Here is an 18,755-nt window from a genome sequence, read left to right as displayed (position 1 = left end):
TCGAGCGCCTTGCCGTGCCTTCCCCTGCTACCGGGTCGACGTCGACTCCGCCTCTCACCAAGCACCGCTTTCCTGGCCAGGCTTGCCGACGACCTGTGACAGCGGCCGGTCAGCGCACCAGCAGGTCGATCACACCCGTCAGGTCCTCCTTGCCACCGCCCTCGGCCAGGCGGCGGCGCATCAACCCGAAGTAGGGGCTGAGCAGTTCCGGGCTGACGCCCTGCTGCTCGGCGGTGTTCAGGAAGGTCGGCGTGCCGGCCACCTGCATGGCGAGATCGGAGACGACTCCCTCGGTGTAGTCACCGCTCCGCAGCCGGTCGGCGGTCTGGTGCACCGCCGGGGCCATCGCGACGAGCCAGTCGGCGAGCAGCGGGGCGAGCGACGCGGGGTCGATGTCCTCCTTGCGGATCAGGGCGAAGGCGTGGGCGGCACCGGCGAACATCCCGTACATGGCGCTGAGCAGGGCCACGTCGTGCAGGGCCGCGAAGCCCGCGTCCTCGCCGACGTAGGTGGTGCCGACCGGAACGCCCAAGGTCTCCTGGTGCCGCTCGAACAGCTCTCGCGAGCCGCTGTAGAAGGCGTAGCCTCCGGCCTCCGGGACACCGACCATCGGAGGGACGGCCATGATCCCGGCGTCCAGGTAGCGGGCGCCTCGCTCACGGGCCCACGCGGCGCGGGCGCGGGCCTGGGCAGGGGTGCTGGTGGTCAGGTTGACCAGGTCCCGGTCGGCCAGGTCGGTGCCGGCGAGCACCTCGTCGACGGAGGCGTCGTCCAAGAGACAGACGACAACCAGGTTGTTGGCCGAGACCGCCTCGGCGGCGTCGGCCGCGACCCTCGCACCGTCGGCGGCGAGCGTCTCGGCACGGGCAGGGGTGCGGTTCCAGACGGTGAGCGGATGGCCGGCGGCAAGCCAGGCGCGGGCCAGCGCGGTCCCCATCGCACCGAGGCCCAGCAACGTGACGGGGGTCTTTTCAACGGTCTTGGTCTTTTCAACGGTCTTCTGTGTCATGCCGATCAGGCTGGTCACACGCCCGGAGATGCTCAAGTACGCACTTCGGAGTGGGTGGTTACCCTGAGGTGAGCGAGCACGCCAGAAGGGTGGGGCATGACGACGCTGAACCGGCCGGGTGCACCAGACGGACACGTCTGCGGGATCGACACCGCGATGGAGGTGATCGGCGGGAAGTGGAAGGTTCTGATCCTCTGGGCGCTCCACGAGCAGCCCTACCGCCGCTTCGGCGAGCTGCGTCGACTGGTTCCGGGGATCACCGAGAAGGTGCTGGCCTCTCATCTGCGCGAGATGGAAGCGGACGGCGTCGTGCGCCGCGTCTCCTACGACGAGGTGCCACCCCGCGTCGAGTACTCACTGACCGAGGGCGGCACGCGCCTCAACGACGCGCTCCAGCCGCTGGCCGCCTGGGGACGCGAGCGGGCGACGGAACGCTAGCGGCTGTGCGCCGCCTGTGAGCCTCTGTGCGTCAACGATGAATCCGCCAGAATTGTTGACGATTTTGCGGACACAGAATTACGTTCGCAAGCAGAAACAAGCAGAGGACGCGAGCGAAGGAGTGGGCGCCGTGAAGCACAGGGCGGTCAAGCGCAGGAACATGATCATGGGGCTCGGCGCGACGGCGGGTGTCGCGGCGATCGGCGGCTTCGCCCTCAGCGCGCAGGCGTCGGGCGGGAGCTCCGCCAAGTCCTCCGGTTCCACCGCTTCCGGCGCCCTGACCTTCGACAAGGACGACTACACCGAGCTGACGACGACGATCACGACCGACGACGGTGACGTGGCGGTGAAGTACCACTTCTACAAGGCGATCACGTACGTCACGAAGCCGGTCGACGAGACGTACCAGTCGTTGAACGTCAGCGTCCCCGTGGAGATCGACGGGACGACGGTCGATGCCACCGACGCGCCGATTCTGTTCGCGAATGCGGTGGGCGGCTACATGCCTTCGTCGGTCGCCGAGGCCACCGGGGTCGGCGGTGGCGGCATGACCGGGATGCCGGGCGGCGGCGCGCCCGGCGACTCCGCCTCGACCTCCGCCTCCGCGCCCAGCGACTCCTCCTCCGCCTCCGCCTCCAACGGAAGCGGCTCCGGTGAGGTCGAGTCCGGCGGCAACGGCCAGCTCGACCAGCGGGGCCAAGCCGTCAGCAACGCGCAGCTCGCGCTCGCGGCCGGGTACGTCGTGGTCGAGCCGGGGGCGCGCGGCCGTACCCTCGTCGACTCGGACGGGACGTACTACGGTGTCGCGCCGGCCGCGATCGTGGACCTCAAGGCGGCCGTGCGGTACCTGCGGTTCAACAAGGGCCGGATCCCCGGCGACACCGACCGCATCGTGTCGTCCGGGACCAGTGCGGGGGGTGCGCTGTCCGCGCTGCTCGGCGCGTCCGGCGACAGCCCGCTGTACGACGCGTATCTGAAGGAGATCGGTGCGGCGGACGCCTCCGACGCGATCTTCGCCAGCGGCGACTGGTGCCCGATCACCGATCTGGAGCACGCGGACATGGCGTACGAGTGGAACTGGGGCGCCAACAAGCTCGGTTCGGGCTCGCTCGTCGACCGGACGGTGTCCAAGGAGCTGAAGACGGCGTTCGCCGACTACCAGGCCTCCCTGAAGCTGAAGGCCAAGGGCCTCGGCACGCTCACCGTACGGAACCTCGACGAGTACCTGGTGAAGACGTTCCTGGAGCCGTCGGCCACCAAGTACCTGGCCGCGCTGTCGGACGCGGACCGGACGACGTACCTGGCGAGCAACACCTTCATCACCTGGTCCGGCGGCAGGGCGGCCTTCTCCTGGGAGGACTTCCTCACACACGTGGGCGCCCGGAAGAAGGACACCCCCGCCTTCGACGCCTTCGACCTCTCCTCCGGTGAGAACAACCTCTTCGGCGAGGGCACCACCGAGGCCCGCCACTTCACGCTCTACAGCCTCCGTCACGAGGGCAGCGCCGGCGCGCGGCTCGACAGCGACCTGGCCGAGACGCTGACCCTGATGAACCCGATGCCGTTCCTCGCGAAGGCCAACCCCCGGCGGGCCAAGCACTGGTGGATCCGCGTCGGCACCAAGGACAGCGACACCTCGCTCTCGGTCGTCGGCAACCTCGCCGCCCGCCTGGAGAACCTCGGCGACGACGTCAACGCCTTCATGTACTGGGACGGCGGCCACGGCGCGAACGAGGACGCGGCCGACTTCATCAAGTGGATCGCGAAGGTGACGGGTTACAGGAAGTAGCCCCCACGAGAGGCGACCCGCCTCTCCGACTCGGCGCGTCTGTGTTCCCGTCATGAAACCGGCCGCCGAAACCCGGCGCCGGGCCCGACAAGGGCTCGGTGTCGTGGTGTTGAGAGAGGCCGCCCTACGCCGGCACCAACGAATGCCCTGCTGTATCGCCGGACATGTTCACGTCGTTGTCCGCAGCGACCGCTTCAGCGGTGTGGGTTCCCACGACCCGTGTCATCTGCCGCGTCTCCGACCTCGACGGTTCTCGTTCCTGGATTGCCCGGCGGAGACAGCGATCCCGTTGCTCAAGAAGAGGTTCGCCGGGCGATCAGAAGCTCCAGCTGTAGAGGCCACCACCCGTGTCAACCGCAGACGCCGCCAGCCGGGCCACTCCCCGCAGGACCGCCAGCAGATCATCGTCGGTCATTTCGTCCCCGTCGGCAGACCTGAGCCTCGCGGTCCAGCGATCTGCAAGCTCCTCCAGCTCGGTGGAAGTGGCGTCGGCCAACGCCCGGATCAACCGCGGCGGCAGAGCGAACACCTCAACGCCATCGTTCAAGGGGGCAGTGACCCACTCCGGCCACGACCACCGAAGGAGCTGCTCAATCGGCGGGATCTCGGCAGAGGGCTCCTCGAAGTACATGTCCCACTCCGCGATGGCACTGTCCGGCTCTATGAAACGGCAGGTCACAGACTCAAACGCCCGACCAGGTCCCTGCAGGCGCGTCGCAGCGGCACTCTCGTCGTCCGGAGCGAGGAAGAACACTATGTCGTGGGCCATCTCAGCATGGTGGCAGCCTGCTGAGCCGAGTGCCGGTAACGGGTCATCGCGACCAGTGACCGTGCTGCTCACGCGTGACCATCACTGGTGGAATGTGGCCACGGGGCCTGGAATCCTACAAGCGGCATCTGTTTCAAAGCCGTCTCTGTCACACCCGTTGACTTCCACCTCCCCCGGCTCTACTTTCGGCCAGCCGATACGTTCGGCGAGCCGATCCTTGTTCGAGATATCGACCCGGATATCCATCGAAGGAGCCGCATGTACCCCCCTCCCCGCGCCAACTCCCATGAGCTCAGGCGCCGTTGCAGATCCGCCGCCGTACGCGCGCTCGCCCTCGCGACCGCCGCGACGGCCGCCCTGCTCTTCGCACAGCCGACGGCGACCGGCACGCCGGCACCCGCGCCCCTCACTCAAATCGACGCCGCGCCAGTCGCGGTGACGGAACGTCAAATACCTGTCCCCGAAGCCCCGATGGGCTGGGCCTCCTGGAACGCCTTCGCCGCGAAGGTCGACTACAACGTGATCAAGCAGCAGGTCGACGCGTTCGTCGCGGCCGGGCTGCCGGAGGCCGGCTACGAGTACATCAACATCGACGAGGGCTGGTGGCAGGGCACCCGCGACAGCGCGGGCAACATCACCATCGACGAGGCCGAGTGGCCAGGCGGTATGAAGGCCATCGCCGACTACATCCACAGCAAGGGCCTGAAGGCGGGCATCTACACCGACGCCGGCAAGGACGGCTGCGGCTACTACTTCCCCACCGGCCGCCCCGCCGCGCCCGGCAGTGGCAGCGAGGGCCACTACGTCCAGGACATGACGCAGTTCTCCAAGTGGGGCTTCGACTTCGTGAAGGTCGACTGGTGCGGCGGTGACGCCGAGGGCCTCGACCCGAAGACGACCTACCAGGCGATCAGCGACGCCGTGGCCACCGCGACCGCCACCACCGGCCGCCCCCTCGCCCTCTCCCTGTGCAACTGGGGCTACTCCAACCCCTGGAACTGGGCACCGGGCATGGGCCCGATGTGGCGGACGAACACGGACATCTTCTACCACGGCCAGACCTTCACGTACGGCAACATGCTGACGAACTACGACCGGAACGTGCACCCCACGGCCCAGCACACCGGCTACTACAACGACCCCGACATGCTGATGGTCGGCATGGGGCTCACCGCCGCCCAGGACCGCACCCACATGAACCTGTGGGCGATCTCCGGCGCCCCGCTGCTCGCCGGCAACGACCTCTCCACCATGACCACCGAGACGGCGAACATCCTCAAGAACTCCGAGGTCATCGCGGTCGACCAGGACCCGCGCGGCCTCCAGGGCGTCAAGGTCGCCGAGGACACGACCGGCCTCCAGGTCTACGGCAAGGTCCTCTCCGGCACCGGCAACCGCGCGGTCGTCCTCCTCAACCGCACGTCGACCACCCAGAACATGACCGTCCGCTGGGCCGACCTCGGCCTGACGAACGCGGCGGCGACGGTCCGCAACCTGTGGAGCCGTACGAACGTCGGTACACCCGGCACGAGTTACACCACCAGCGTCCCGGCGGGCAGCTCGGTCATGCTCACGGTCACGGGCGGCACCGAGCAGTCGGCGAGCACGTACACCGGCACGTCGAGCTTCTCCGGTGTGGTCGCCGGGAACACCGGCCTGAAGACGGTCGACGTCTCCTACACCAACAACACGTCGACGGCCCGCGTCGGCACGCTCACCGTCAACGGCCAGACGTCGACGAAGGTCTCCTTCCCGCCGACCGGCTCGTCCCCCGGCAACATCTCCGTCGCCCTGTCACTGACGAAGGGCAGCGCCAACACGATCTCGTTCTCCGGCGCCCCGACCCTCGAAGGCATCGTCGTACGACCGCTGCCGGGCATGAACGGCACGCTCGTCACCGGCACGGGCTCCGGCCGCTGCGCGGACATCAACGACAACACCATCGTCAACGGCACCGACGCCCAGCTGTGGGACTGCACCGGCGGCCAGAACCAGGCCTGGACGTACACCTCCCGCAAGGAGCTCGTCGTCTACGGCAACAAGTGCCTGGACGCCTACAACCACGGCACCACCAACGGCACCCGCGTCGTCATCTGGGACTGCACCGGCGGCAACAACCAGAAGTGGAACGTCAACACCGACGGCACGATCACCAACGTCACCTCCGGGCTCTGCCTGGACGCGTACGGAGCCGCCACCGCCAACGGCACGAAGCTCGTCCTGTGGACCTGCAACGGTCAGAACAACCAGAAGTGGAGCCAGACGTGACCCCCGTGCACCCTGTCAACGGACACTCCGACGCGAGCGGGCCCTCCCGCCGTACGTTCCTCGGCATGGCCGCCACCGTCCCGCTGGCCGCGACAGGCGCACTGACCCTCGGCGCCGGCACCGCACACGCCGCCGACTCGGCGTACGCGATGGTCTACTTCACCGAGTCCAACACCATGCTGGAGGCCGACTACGGCCTGCACCTGGCCATCAGCCAGGACGGCCTGAACTGGACCCCGCTGAACCAGAACGCCCCCGTGGTCACCCCGACCCTGGGCGCCGGCGGCCTCCGCGACCCCTTCGTGATGCGTAAGCAGGACGGCACCTTCGTCGTCCTGGCGACGGACCTGTCGGGCACCGACTGGACCCGCGACAGCGTCAACATCCACGTCTGGGACTCCACCGACCTGCGCACCTTCACCGGCTACCGCCTGCTGAAGCTGCACGACATGACCGACACCCACAGCTGGGCCCCCGAGGCCTACTGGGACGCCTCCCGCGGCCAGTACGGCATCCTCTACTCCTCGGTGAACAGCAGCGGCCACAACGTCATCATGGTCAGCTACACGACCGACTTCCGGACGACGACGAACCCCCAGGTGTTCTTCGACCCCGGCTACGACATCATCGACGGCAACCTCACGGTCGGCGTCAACGGCGTCAACTACCTCTACTACAAGGTCAACCAGACCCTGGTGGGCGCCCGCTCGACGACGCTCACCCCCGGCAGCTTCACCCCGTTCAGCACGGCGGTGTCCCACGGCGGCACGGAAGCCCCGACGGTGGTGAAGTCCCTGTCATCCTCGAACTGGTACCTCTGGGGAGACACGTACACCCCCAACGGCGTCTTCTACGTCTGGCAGTCCACCGACCTGGCCTCCGGCACCTGGACGGCCCTCGACCAGAAGCTCTACACCCAGCCGCTCAACTCCAAGCACTGCGGCATCCACCCGATCACGTCGACCGAGTACACCAACCTGCTGTCCAAGTGGGGCGCTCCCACCTGGAACCGCCTCAAGTCCTACAACTACCCGTCCCGCTACGTCCGCCACAGCGGCTTCGCGGGCCGCATCGACGAGTACCCCTTCGACCCGTTCCCGGACTCCCAGTGGAAACTGGTCCCGGGCCTGGCGGACTCCTCGGCGGTCTCCTTCCAGTCGGTCAACTACCCGACCCGCTACCTCCGCCACTACAGCTACAACCTCCGCCTGGACGCGAACGACGGCACCTCCACCTTCGCCGCCGACGCCACATTCACCCGCGTCGCCGGCCTCGCCGACTCGACCTGGTCCTCCTTCCGCTCGTACAACAACCCGACCCGCTACATCCGCCACAGCGGCTACGCCCTCCGGATCGACCCGATCTCGACGACGACGGAACGCGCGGACGCGACGTTCCGGGTGGGCTACTGAGGTAGCCGACCGCGCCCTGTCATGCGCGGCACGACCAGCAGTTCCCCGCACCCTTTTCAGGGGCGCGGGGAACTGCGCGTTTCAGGGGCGCGGGGTATCAGGGGCCGGGTTTCAGGGGCGCGGGGAACTGCGCGAACGGGGTCTGGGGCGGAGCCCCAGGGATGGGACGGGTAGGGGCGGCGGGGGCGAGCAAAACCCACCCCACCCCACTCAATCTCCCCCGAACCGAACCCATCGACCGTCTCCGGCGTCTCAGTACCGATCGCAGTCCAAGTCTCCCGCCGACGACCGCGCGGGGAACGCATGGACGGACGGAAACGGAGAGACACATGACCAGGCGGACGCGGGCCAGGACCGGTACGGCAGCGGCCGTGATCGGCGCCGTCGCGGCACTCGGCGGCCTCCAGGGCTCAACGGCCGACGCCCAGACCGTGGAGGACGTGTCGACCCCTTCGAGGACCTGTCACGGCAAGCAGCCGAACGGCAGCCGCGCCGGGCTCGGCGCCCCGGAGGAGAACACACCACTGGAGCGGACCCTGAGGCACGTGGACAAGCTGGCCCAGGGCCGCCACTCCGCCGTCTTCACCGGCCTGGTCCTGGACGAGGACGAAGTCTCCGTGGACATCTACCGCATCCCCTCCAAGCCCTTCGACACCGCCGTCTGCGAAGCCGCCGAAAAGGGCGTGACCCTACGCCTCCACGACCGCGACATCAACGAGAAGGACCTCCACGCCCTGGTCGACCTCATGAGCGAGGACATGAACCGCTGGGACGGCACCTTCACGATGCGCGAGGTGGGCCCGGACGGCACCGGCTACCTCCACGTCGGCGTCGACGACCCCGACACCGCCGAGCCCATCCTGCGAAAGTTCCTGGGCGAACGGAACGCCAAGTACCTCAGGGTGGAGTACGCGCCCCAGGCGCATTTGCTGTGATCCATGCCGCCGTGAGCCAGGATGCCAAGCCGCCGGAGATCAGCTATAGTTGATCACGAGCCGCTCACCGGAAGTCGAACTCCCGGTAGCCCTCAATGCGTTGGTGGTCCAAGGAAAGATGCCCCGCTTCCTGCGGGGAGATGCAGGTGCAAGGCCTGCCCGGCGCTCCAACCACGAGCCCCGCTCCGCGATTGCGGAGCGGGGCTCGTGTCATTCCATCGAACGTTCCCCGGTCAACGACTCCTCCGCGTCGCCTACGAAGCGCTCGGCTGAGCACTCGGCCGACTGCTCAGATCCCGGATCGTGCCGCCGACCTTGGCCATCAACGGTTCCAGCACGGCGGGCTTGGCGGAGATGGCCCAGCGCGGGCCGACCAGGTACTTCCCGCCGTAGATGGCGGCGGACTCCAGCCAGACTTCCTTCAATTCGTCCTTGGGGAAGGTGGTGATGAGGTAGTCGCCATCGGCGGTGCGACAGACGCCCTCGCGCAGTTCCTCCGCCTCGGTCCGGATCTTCACCTTGCAGCCCGTGAGCTGAGCGATCACCTCGACCTTGGCCGGCGCCACGACCGCGGCGACCGGGCTGGACTCGTCCGTCGCCTTCCCCGCGGCCTCGCCACCATCACCGCTGCACGCCGCCATCAGGGGCAGGACAGCCAGGCTCGCAGCCAGCGCGGCGCCACGCGTCAGCTTCGTCACCACGTCCTGTTCTCCGTTCGCCTTCTACGTACCGGGGGCTCGTACGTTGCTCTTCGTTGCTCTTCGTTCTGAGTGCACTCGACGAGGGGTACGCGTGATGTCCGCGGATTACTCAATCCCAGATGCCAACGGCGGCGGTGACGTCGGACACCGCACCCTGGGACGCACCAGCCAGCGTATGTACGCCGACGGCTCCTTCCCGCTGCGGGTGCAGTGGGAAGGAGCCGTCGGCCGGCTGTCGGGACCGCTTGTGTCAGCGGGTGCCGAGCAGGGTGCGCCAGGTCTGCGGGCCGATGATGCCGTCGGCCTGCAGCTGGTGGCTCTTCTGGAAGGCGATCACCGCCGACTTCGTGCCGGAGCCGAACTGGCCGTCGACCGCGAGGCCGTAGCCGTAGACGTTCAGCTGGGTCTGGGCTGCCTTGACCGCCTGGCCGGACGAGCCGTACCGCACGGTCGTAATCAGCTTGGACCAGGTGTTCGGGCCGATGACGCCGTCGGCGGCCAGGGACCGGGACTTCTGGAACTGGATCACCGCGGAGCGGGTGTTCGGGCCGAAGATGCCGTCGGTGCCGAGTGTGTAGCCCCGCGCGGTGAGCAGCTGCTGGGCGGAGCGCACGTCCGCGCCCTTGGAACCGCTCTGGAGGACGGGCCAGGAGACACTCGGGGAGGGGAGCTGCCCGCCGCCACCGCCGTCACCCAGCTTGACCGGGCGGAAGGGGTCGTAGTTGTCGCTGCCGATGCCGTACGTGAGCTGGCGGTGGGTCGTGCCGTACCTGTTGCGCTGTTCGTATCCCCAGTAGGCGCTGTGGGAGGCGTTGGCCCACTTCTCGAAGATCACTACGTGGCGGAAGTCGCCGTCGGTGGTGCTGTAGTCGATCAGGAGGTCGCCCTTCTTGAGCTGGCTGACGCTGCTGAGCCGGGTGGTGACGCCGTTGCGGGAGTCGGCCAGCCCGACGGTGTTCAGGCCGGGCTTGCCCAGGCCGAGTGCCATGGAGACGAAGCCGGAGCAGTCCTGGCGGTAGCCGTCCTTCCAGGTGCGTTCCATGCTGTAGGGGACGGGGCTGCCGTTGTTGGCGGTGAGCCAGGTATGGGCGCGGTTGATCATCGTGTCGCGTGAGAGCGTGGCCGTGGCCATGGTCGACAGTTCGCCGGCCTGGGTGACGAGTTTGCTGTCGGCTTCGGGTTCGGGCCCGTAGCCGGTGTCCTTCTGGGCGGCGGCCGTCGCCGGCTTCGAGGAGCCGCTGTCGGCGAGCGACGGTACGACGGCGACCGCGGCCGCGATACCTCCGGCGGCGACGCCTATGAGGGTGATTTGGGTGCGGCGCGTGAGCCGGCTGCGAAGAGACATGGTTCCCCCGTGTTGCTTTCGTTGTGGCATGCCGGCCCGACTGGGACGACCAGAGCTTGGAGTGCTTGTCGTTCATCGGGTGCCGCCTGTGGCCCCTGACGAGTGATCACGATGGCAACGATTTCCGGCCAGGCCCAGCGTTGTATGGAAGCCGCATCAGCCAGTGACGTGACCTCGACAATGTCCGGGAGGTGCGACGGGGCCGTGCGCGAGATGGTGCGGGACGACGCGCCCGGCGGTGAACTCCGTTTGCTCACCGAGCGGTTGAATGAGGCGCTCGGGGACGCGCTTCGGATTGCCGAGAGTCGGGGGCAGCTGCTGAGGCATCGGCTCAGCTGACGACACGGGACACGACTCGGTCGGGCGCGGCGGTCGTAGCGAGCGCGGCGGTCGTAGCGAGCGCGGCGGTCGTAGCGAGCGCGGCGGTCGTAGCGAGCGCGGCGGTCGTAGCGAGCGCGGCGGTCGTAGCGAGCGCGGCGGTCGTAGCGAGCGCGGCGGTCGTAGCGAGCGCGGCGGTCGTAGCGAGCGCGGCGGTCGTAGCGAGCGCGGCGGTCGTAGCGAGCGCGGCGGTCGTAGCGAGCGCGGCGGTCGTAGCGAGCGCGGCGGTCGTAGCGAGCGCGGCGGTCGTAGCGAGCGCGGCGGTCGTAGCGAGCGCGGCGGTCGTAGCGAGCGCGGCGGTCGTAGCGGGCGCGGCGGTCGTGGCGGGCGCGGCGGTCGTGGCGGGCGCGGCTGATCGGCGCGACGACGCTCGAGAACGCGGGTGCGTAGCCGATTGCGCAGTCGATTTGCGTAGTCGATTGCGTAGTTTCACTGATCAATTCCGGGGCGAGGGCTGCGAGTGTGGGCCGGATTCGCATGATCAGTGATCGATGTGGAGGTTCACATGCGTATGCGTTCTCTGGCCACCGTGGTGACCGGCGCCCTCGCCCTCTCGGCGTTCGCCGTCCCGGCCGCTCATGCCGACGGCGGCCCGACGATCACCGATGTCGTCGTGAACGGCGGGGCCGAAATCGCGCTGGGGCCCACGGCGGCCAAGACCTTCAAGGTGAGCGTCACGGCGCAGGACGACTCGGGGATCGGCGAGATGGATCTGCATGTGATCCTGCCGGGTTACCTGTACCACAGGGCGGACCGGGGGCTCACGTGCACCGCGAAGAGCGCCACGACCTCGACGTGCACCGGGTCCTGGACAATCGACTCGAGCAACTTGTACGACAACGCCCCGGCCGACGACCCCTGGTACATCGGGGCCACCGTGTACGGCAAGGACGCCGACGTGCTCTTCGCGGACAGGTCCGCCACCTTCACCGTGCGGCGGCTCGCCAAGCTGACCGTCAACGCCGCTCCGGAGCCGGTGATGAAGAACGCCAAGCTCTCCGTCACCGGCAAGCTGACCCTCGCCAACTGGGAGACCCACAAGAACGCGGGCTACTCCGGGCGGTCGGTGAAGCTGCAGTTCCGTAAGAAGGGCTCTTCCACGTACAGCACCGTGAAGACGGTGACCAGCGGCAGCGGCGGCGCCCTGAAGACCACGGTCACGGCCACCGCCGACGGCTACTGGCGCTGGACCTTCGCCGGCAACAGCAGCACCTCGACGGCCAAGGCCACCGGGGACTACGTCGACGTGCGCTGAGCCACCGGGTCACACACCGATACGGCGCCCGGACCTCGGAGGAGGCCGGGCGCCGCGTCGGTTCGAGACGTACGGCGACGTACGGCGACGTACGGCCGGGTGGGACGGTGAGGTCAGGAACCCATGCCGCCCGCGCCCCGGCGCCGTGTCACCACGAAGATCGCGCCGCCCGCGGCCACCAGGCCGGCCGCGCCGATCGCGATCGGGATCGCGTTGCCGCCGCCGGTCTCGGCGAGGTCGCCGGGCTCGCCGCCGTTGGGGGTGGGGGCGGCCGGGGTGGAGTCGGAGGGGGTGGGCTCCGGGGAGTCGGTCTCCGGGGTGTCGTCGGCCGGGGGGTTCTCGTCGGCCGGGGGCTGCTCCTCAGCGGGAGGCTGCTCCTCGACCGGAGGGTTCTCCTCGACCGGGGGATTCTCGTCGGTCGGCGGGTTCTCCTCCGTCGGCGGCTGCTCCGTCGTGCAGTCCTTCGTGCCGCCGTTCCAGGCCGCGATCAGCTTGTCCTTGATGACGGGGCGGTCGGGGCCCTTGGGGACGTCGCCGTGTTCGAAGCCGTCCTTCGCGTCGAGCTTGCCGTCGAATTTCACGGCACCCCGGTACAGGTCGATCTGGGCGTAGCAGCCCGCGTCGGGGACCGCGATGTCCAGCGAGTCCGTCGCGCCCCGCTTCACCGTCACCGTGTCGAAGTCGACGAAGACCTGCTCGCCGGAGGTGCCGAAGGTCGGGCCGTGGGCCAGGTAGGACGCGAGGGAGACCGTACAGGTCGTGGCGTCGGAGGCGGTGCGGACCTTGACGTGGACCTTGCCGTCCTCGGTGGGCTTGAGGTTCTGGTCGTCGAGCTTGACCCAGTCGGCGAAGTTCACACCGTCCAGGGAGAACTCGCAGCGGTCGGTCTCGGTGGGCGTGCCCGCGCCCTGTCCGGGGGCGTAACTCTTCTTGCCCCAGCCGTCACCGCCGGGCGTGCCGGTGGCGAAGGCCGGGCCGGACACCGCCGCGCTCAGCGCAAGAGCGGCTACGCCTGTCCCCAACAGGCGGCCCACGATGACACGTCTCGCTATGGACATGCAGATCCCATTCTCGAACTCGGAACGTACGAGACCCGGGCGCGGCGGCAGGACGGCAGCACGAAGCCACGCCGGGCCGCGCCAGGGTGTGAGTGGTCGAAGAAGACACCGGGCTCATTGGTCACTTGAGCCACAGAGTCCGCACATCGTTTACCAACGGATTTGGGCTGTCAACCTCGGGAAACGCCCGTCGCGTGCCCGCTTCGACCTCTCGCCCCGGCACACGTACGCCACACCTGATGCACATAGGTGACACAAAGGGAATACCCCACTCCGTAACCCTCGTGAATGCGCCACCAGCGAGTCGCCGATCCGCACAGGGTTCGCCAACTCGCCGCATTGCCAAGGGGGGTTGATATGGGACGGATTTGACAAGCCCGCCCCCGCTCCCGAATCTACGTTCATGACATTCATTTTCATTATCGGCCTCAAGGGTGCCGACGGCATGGAGCGGGGTGAGCGTCCGTGCGCGTGGCCTTCGTAGGCAAGGGCGGCAGCGGCAAGACGACCCTCTCCGCGCTCTTCGCCCGGCATCTCGCCCGGTCGGGCGTGCCGCTCGTGGCGATCGACGGTGACATCAACCAGCACCTCGCGCACGCGCTCGGCCTCGACGAGGACGACGACTTCGGCGCACCGCCGCTGAGTTCGCGCACCGGCGAGATCAAGGACCATCTGCGCGGCACGAACCCGCGGATCGTCTCCCGCGATGCCATGGTCAAGACGACCCCGCCGGGCCGGGGTTCACGGCTGCTGCGGCTCCTCGGCGACGACGAGATCCACGGTCGGCACGTCGAGCGCGTCGCCGGCGTTCCGCTCATGGTCACCGGCGCCTTCGACGAGAGCGACCTCGGCGTCGCCTGCTACCACTCCAAGCTCGGCGCGGTGGAGCTGTACCTCAACCATCTCGTCGACGGACCCGGCGAGTACGTCGTCGTCGACATGACCGCGGGCGCCGACGCCTTCGCCTCGGGGCTCTTCACCCGGTTCGACATGACCTTCCTGGTCGTCGAGCCGACGCGGAAGAGCGTGTCCGTGTACCGGCAGTACCGGGAGCACGCCGCCGAGTTCGGCGTCCCGATCGCCGTCGTCGGCAACAAGGTCACCGGCGAGGACGACCTGCTCTTCCTCAAGGAGCACGTCGGCGACGACCTGCTGACGCACTGCGTGCAGTCGTCCTACGTCCGCGCGCAGGAACAGGGCCGGGAACAGGGCGAGTTGGAGGCGCACAACCTGCACGCGCTGACACAGCTGAAGGCCGCCGTCGACGCCCGTACGAAGGACTGGGCCACCTTCCAGCGCCACGCCGTCGAGTTCCACCTCCGCAACGCCGCCGCCTGGGCCAACGACGCCACCGGGCACGATCTGGCCGCCCAGGTGGACCCCGAGTTCCGCCACGGGCCGGAGGTGCCGGCTGCAGCCGAGTCGGCCGCCGGGTCCCATACCGAAGCCTCATCCGCCTCCTTCGCCTCCTTCTGACCGGCCGGATCGCCCGGATCGCCGGGATCGCCCGGCCCTCCCAGCCCGACCGGACTCACCAGCCCGACCAGCCCGACCGGACTCTCCAGTCCGACCAGACTCACCAGAACAGGAACATCCATGTCGCTCGACGTCTCCCCGCAGTTGCTCGCCGATGCCGAGAAGGGCGACGTGCGGGAGGAGGAGTTCGTGGAAACGGTCCGTACGTCGCTGCCGTACGCGTACGACCTGATCGCCTCCCTCGCCGGTGAACTGCGGTCGAATACCGCCGAGTTCGCCGACAACCAGACCCCTCCGCCGTCGGAGAAGGAGCGTGGGCAGCTGCTGCGGGCGCTGTCCAGCGACGCGATCCGGGGCAGCCTGGAGCGGCACTTCGGGGTGGCGCTCGCCTTCCAGAACTGCCACCGGGTGGCGGTCTTCCCGACCGAGGCGCGTGGCGGTGAGACCTACACCCGCTTCACGTCGCTGCGGTCGCAGATCCTCAACCAGTCGCCGGAGTTCCGGGACTGCTGACGCCCGACGAGCACGCGGACCGCCGCCGCCCTCCCCGGGCCGCCGCCGACCGACCCGAACCGGCCATCCACCGCCCCCTCCGCACCTCCCCGGCGGAGGGGGCGGTCGCGTCGACACGCCGGAACTCAGGGAGCGTACGGAGGCGCGTCATCGGCGTACGGCTGCATGGACGGCCGGAGGTGGGGGCGGTCGTGTGTACGGCTTCGGGGTGTTCGTGCGGGCGGCTTCGTCCCGATCACGCCCGATCCGGCCCGATCCCGGGGGCTCGTGTGGGGCGGTCCCGTACCTGGTGTGAGCCTGGTTCTGTGCCCTGTGCATGCCGGTCCGCGCGCCACGGCGTGCGGCCGTGTGATTTACGCCGTCACGAGTTGGCCTACTTGCGATCACACAAGGTGAATAATGGGGCCAGAGGGCGTCTCAGCGACAGAGAGGGCCGCCGTGGGGACCGACAGGGACAGTGCCGTCACCCGTCAGCGCTTCGACGTGGCCGACGCCGCGCCGTTGCTGATCGACGCGGACGGGGTCGTGACGAGCTGGACCCGGGACGCCGAGCGGCTTTTCGGGTACCCGGCGGCCGAGATCCTGGGCCGTAGCGTCCGTACGCTCCTGCTCGACGAGGACGGTGAACGCATCGGCCGACTGGCCGAAACGCACCGTGCCCTCGGCGGCTGGTCCGGCATCCTCACCGCCCGCCACCGCGACGGCCACCGCATCAAGGTGATGGTCCGCGTCGTACCGACGCGCGAGGCCACCGCCGCGGCCCCCGCCACCCCGGAGGTCTCTTCCGGGCCTTCGGCCCATGCCACCCCCGGCATCCCTTCCGGCCCTTCGGCCGACACGACCCAGGTGCCCCCGTCCCGGCCCCGCCCCGTCGCCTGGCCCGCACCGCGCCCCGGCTACCCCGAGGCGCCCGGGTCCGCCACGCAACCCTCGTCCCCGTCCACATCCCCATCCCCGTCCACATCCCCAACTCCGCCCGCGCCCGAGTCCACGCGTTCACAGGTCCGGGAGGCAGGCGCATGGCCGGCCGCCGGGACCACCGGAAGCCCAACTCCCCGGCAGGGACCGCCCGCGCCCAAGCCCGCACCGCCACGGACAGCGCAAGGAACCCCGCGCCCGCCCACGACGCCCTCCCCCGAATTTCCACCGCCACCCCAGCCCCAATCGACACCCTCGCCCTCACTCACGCCCACGCCCGCCCCCGCTCCCGACCCCCTCGGCCCCGCCCACTGGGTGGCCCTCGTCTCCGACGCCACCGACGCCCCCGGTTGGGACATGAGCCGGACCGTGCTGGAGCGGATGACGGCGCGGTCGCCGGTCGGGATCGCGATCGTGGACACGGGGTTGCGGTTCGTGTGGTCGAACGCGGCACTGGAGCGGTTCGGGGGCGGGCGGGCGCACGAGCGGGTGGGGCTCAGGCTCGCGGAGGTGCAGCCGGGCCTCGACGCGGAGCAGATCGAGGCGCAGATGCGGCAGGTGCTGGAGACCGGCGTGCCGGTGCTCGACTACGAACACGTGGGCCGGGTGCGGTCGTCGCCGTATCGCGAGACCGCGCACGCGATGTCGTTCACACGGCTGGAAGACGACCACGGCCGGCCCATCGGCGTGTACTACACGGTCGTGGACGTGTCGGAGCGGCACCGCGCCCGCACCCGGCTGGCCCTGCTGGACCGGGCCGGGGAGCACATCGGCCGGACCCTCGACGTGGAACGGACCGCGCAGGAGCTGGCGGACGTGGTGGTGCCGGCGCTCGCCGACTTCGTGACCGTGGACCTGCTCGACTCGGTGCTGCGCGGCGCCGAACCGGGACCCCTCGGCGACGGTTCCGTCCCGCTGCGGCGGTGCGCCCAGCAGTCCGTCCACGCCGGAGTGCCGGAGGCCGTCCTGGAGATCGGCGCGCTCGCCTCGTACGCCGCCGGATCGCCCCCCGTGCGGGCGCTGGTCAGCGGGCGGTCGTGGTCGGAGCCACGGCTGGACCCGTTGTCGGCGGAGTGGGCGAGGGCGATCCCGGGCGGCCGGACGGTGCCCGTCGAGGCGCTCGGGCTGCACAGCGTGATGATCGTGCCGGTACGGGCGCGGGGCATCACGCTGGGCATCACCACGTTCTTCCGGCGCGACCGGCAGGACCCCTTCGACGCGGTCGACCTGGGCCTCGCCGAGGAGTTGGTCGGCCGGGCCGCCGTCTGCGTCGACAACGCCCGCCGGTACACGCGCGAGCGCGACGCCGCCCTCGTCCTCCAGCGCAGCCTCCTGCCGCGCCGGCTGCCCGAGCAGGACGCGGCCGAGGTCGCCGTCCGCTACCGGCCCGCCGACGAACTGACCGGGCTCGGCGGCGACTGGTACGACGTCATCCCGCTCTCCGGCGCCCGCCTGGCCCTGGTCATCGGCGAGGTCGCGGGCCACGGCATCGACGGCGCCGCCGCCATGGGCCGCCTCCGTACGGCCGTACGGACCCTCGCCGACCTCGATCTGCCGCCGGACGAGGTGCTCGCCCACCTCGACGACATGGTCGCCAAGTCGGCGCGGCAGGAGGGCCCCGAGCCGGGCACGGGCAGCGTCCAGACGGTCGGGGCGCGCTGTCTGTACGTCGTCCACGACCCGGTGTCCGGCAGGTGCACGATGGCCGCCGCCGGGTCGTTCGCCCCGGCTCTGGTCGCCCCGGACGGATCGGTCACCTTCCCCGCCCTGCCCGAGGGACCGGCGCTCGGTGTCGACGGGCGGCCCTTCGAGGCGCTGGAGGTGGAGCTGCCCGAGGACACGGTGATCGCCCTGCACACCGACGGACTGCTCGCCGAGGCCTCCCGCGAGGCGCTGTGCCGTGCCCTGGCCCGGCCCGAACCCTCCCTCGACCGGCACGCCCAGCTCGTCCTCGACTCCCTCGCCCCGGCCCGGCCCGTCGACGACGTCGCCCTCCTCCTGGCCCGCACCCGGCGGCTGCCCGCCCACCGGGTCGCCTCCTGGGAGCTGCCGGCCGACCCGGCGCTGGTCTCCGAGGCCCGCAAGACCACGGCCCGGCAGCTCGGCGTCTGGGGGCTGGACGAGCTGGCGTTCACGACCGAACTGGTCGTCAGTGAGCTGGTCACCAACGCGATCCGGCACGCCGCCGGGCCCATCCGGCTCCGGCTCATCCTCGAACGCACCCTGATCTGCGAGGTGTTCGACGGCGGAGCCACCGCGCCCCATCTGCGCCACCCACGCACCACCGACGAGGGCGGCCGCGGGCTCTTCCTCATCTCCCAGTTCACCCAGCGCTGGGGCACCCGCTTCCTGCCCGAGGGCAAGGTGATCTGGGCGGAGCAGTCGCTGGCGGATCCGCCGGTCTGAGTCGCCGTCAGTCACTGGTCGTACGCCATGCGGGGATGCCCCGCCGGCCCGGCCGACCGACCGACTGGCCCATCGACTGGCCGAC

15 protein-coding genes are annotated in these 18,755 nt (G+C 69.6%); 9 read left to right on the top strand and 6 right to left on the bottom strand.

The window, feature by feature from the left end; all coding sequences use genetic code 11:
• Nucleotides 1–109 precede the first annotated feature (109 nt).
• Nucleotides 110–1,009: an NAD(P)-dependent oxidoreductase gene (locus JIX55_RS26995; protein ID WP_257565848.1), complete on the bottom strand. Its 900-nt coding sequence runs from the start codon at nucleotides 1,007–1,009 to the stop codon at nucleotides 110–112.
• 96 nt (nucleotides 1,010–1,105) lie between these two features.
• Between JIX55_RS26995 and JIX55_RS26990 the strand changes: the two genes are divergently transcribed.
• Nucleotides 1,106–1,447 carry a winged helix-turn-helix transcriptional regulator gene (locus JIX55_RS26990; RefSeq protein WP_257565847.1) on the top strand — a complete coding sequence of 114 codons (342 nt, stop codon included), beginning with the start codon at nucleotides 1,106–1,108 and terminating at the stop codon, nucleotides 1,445–1,447.
• A gap of 166 nt (nucleotides 1,448–1,613) precedes the next feature.
• On the top strand, nucleotides 1,614–3,236 hold the full coding sequence (locus JIX55_RS26985; RefSeq protein ID WP_257569495.1) for a subtype B tannase: 1,623 nt from the start codon (nucleotides 1,614–1,616) through the stop codon (nucleotides 3,234–3,236).
• A gap of 316 nt (nucleotides 3,237–3,552) precedes the next feature.
• Here JIX55_RS26985 and JIX55_RS26980 read toward each other — a convergent pair whose 3' ends face one another.
• Complete coding sequence (locus JIX55_RS26980; RefSeq protein WP_257565846.1) at nucleotides 3,553–4,005, bottom strand: hypothetical protein; 453 nt, start codon at nucleotides 4,003–4,005, stop codon at nucleotides 3,553–3,555.
• 258 nt (nucleotides 4,006–4,263) lie between these two features.
• Between JIX55_RS26980 and JIX55_RS26975 the strand changes: the two genes are divergently transcribed.
• The 3 genes from JIX55_RS26975 (at nucleotide 4,264) to JIX55_RS26965 (ending at nucleotide 8,620) form a co-directional block, all read left to right on the top strand.
• Complete coding sequence (locus tag JIX55_RS26975; protein WP_257565845.1) at nucleotides 4,264–6,273, top strand: ricin-type beta-trefoil lectin domain protein; 2,010 nt, start codon at nucleotides 4,264–4,266, stop codon at nucleotides 6,271–6,273.
• A 65-nt stretch (nucleotides 6,274–6,338) separates the two neighbouring features.
• Nucleotides 6,339–7,685 carry a glycoside hydrolase family 43 protein gene (locus tag JIX55_RS26970; protein WP_257569494.1) on the top strand — a complete coding sequence of 449 codons (1,347 nt, stop codon included), beginning with the start codon at nucleotides 6,339–6,341 and terminating at the stop codon, nucleotides 7,683–7,685.
• A 329-nt stretch (nucleotides 7,686–8,014) separates the two neighbouring features.
• Entirely contained in the window at nucleotides 8,015–8,620 is a 606-nt protein-coding gene (locus JIX55_RS26965) for a hypothetical protein (protein ID WP_257565844.1), read from the top strand.
• Between the two features lie 254 nt (nucleotides 8,621–8,874).
• Here JIX55_RS26965 and JIX55_RS26960 read toward each other — a convergent pair whose 3' ends face one another.
• The 3 genes from JIX55_RS26960 to JIX55_RS26950 all read right to left on the bottom strand — a co-directional run bounded on the left by JIX55_RS26960 (nucleotide 8,875) and on the right by JIX55_RS26950 (nucleotide 11,477).
• On the bottom strand, nucleotides 8,875–9,321 hold the full coding sequence (locus JIX55_RS26960; protein ID WP_257565843.1) for a hypothetical protein: 447 nt from the start codon (nucleotides 9,319–9,321) through the stop codon (nucleotides 8,875–8,877).
• Nucleotides 9,322–9,571: 250 nt separating this feature from the next.
• Nucleotides 9,572–10,666, bottom strand: a complete 1,095-nt coding sequence (locus tag JIX55_RS26955; RefSeq protein WP_257565842.1) for a C40 family peptidase — start codon at nucleotides 10,664–10,666, stop codon at nucleotides 9,572–9,574.
• A 331-nt stretch (nucleotides 10,667–10,997) separates the two neighbouring features.
• Complete coding sequence (locus tag JIX55_RS26950) at nucleotides 10,998–11,477, bottom strand: hypothetical protein (protein ID WP_257565841.1); 480 nt, start codon at nucleotides 11,475–11,477, stop codon at nucleotides 10,998–11,000.
• A 72-nt stretch (nucleotides 11,478–11,549) separates the two neighbouring features.
• Between JIX55_RS26950 and JIX55_RS26945 the strand changes: the two genes are divergently transcribed.
• A complete protein-coding gene (locus JIX55_RS26945; RefSeq protein WP_257565840.1) occupies nucleotides 11,550–12,299 on the top strand; it encodes a calcium-binding protein in 750 nt (249 codons plus the stop codon).
• A 113-nt stretch (nucleotides 12,300–12,412) separates the two neighbouring features.
• Here the strand turns inward: JIX55_RS26945 and JIX55_RS26940 are convergent, their stop codons facing one another.
• Complete coding sequence (locus tag JIX55_RS26940) at nucleotides 12,413–13,357, bottom strand: alanine and proline-rich secreted protein Apa (RefSeq protein ID WP_257565839.1); 945 nt, start codon at nucleotides 13,355–13,357, stop codon at nucleotides 12,413–12,415.
• 465 nt (nucleotides 13,358–13,822) lie between these two features.
• Here JIX55_RS26940 and JIX55_RS26935 point away from each other — a divergent pair, with 465 nt between their 5' ends.
• The 3 genes from JIX55_RS26935 (at nucleotide 13,823) to JIX55_RS26925 (ending at nucleotide 18,670) form a co-directional block, all read left to right on the top strand.
• Nucleotides 13,823–14,833 carry an ATP-binding protein gene (locus tag JIX55_RS26935; protein ID WP_257565838.1) on the top strand — a complete coding sequence of 337 codons (1,011 nt, stop codon included), beginning with the start codon at nucleotides 13,823–13,825 and terminating at the stop codon, nucleotides 14,831–14,833.
• Nucleotides 14,834–14,953: 120 nt separating this feature from the next.
• Nucleotides 14,954–15,346, top strand: a complete 393-nt coding sequence (locus tag JIX55_RS26930) for an SCO5389 family protein (RefSeq protein WP_257565837.1) — start codon at nucleotides 14,954–14,956, stop codon at nucleotides 15,344–15,346.
• Between the two features lie 438 nt (nucleotides 15,347–15,784).
• A complete protein-coding gene (locus JIX55_RS26925) occupies nucleotides 15,785–18,670 on the top strand; it encodes a SpoIIE family protein phosphatase (protein ID WP_257565836.1) in 2,886 nt (961 codons plus the stop codon).
• Nucleotides 18,671–18,755 lie beyond the last annotated feature (85 nt).

The sequence above is a fragment of the Streptomyces sp. DSM 40750 genome, from assembly GCF_024612035.1.
GTDB lineage: Bacteria > Actinomycetota > Actinomycetes > Streptomycetales > Streptomycetaceae > Streptomyces.
The sequence above is the reverse complement of the archived record's forward strand: the minus strand, read 5'-3'. Positions and strand labels throughout refer to the sequence as shown.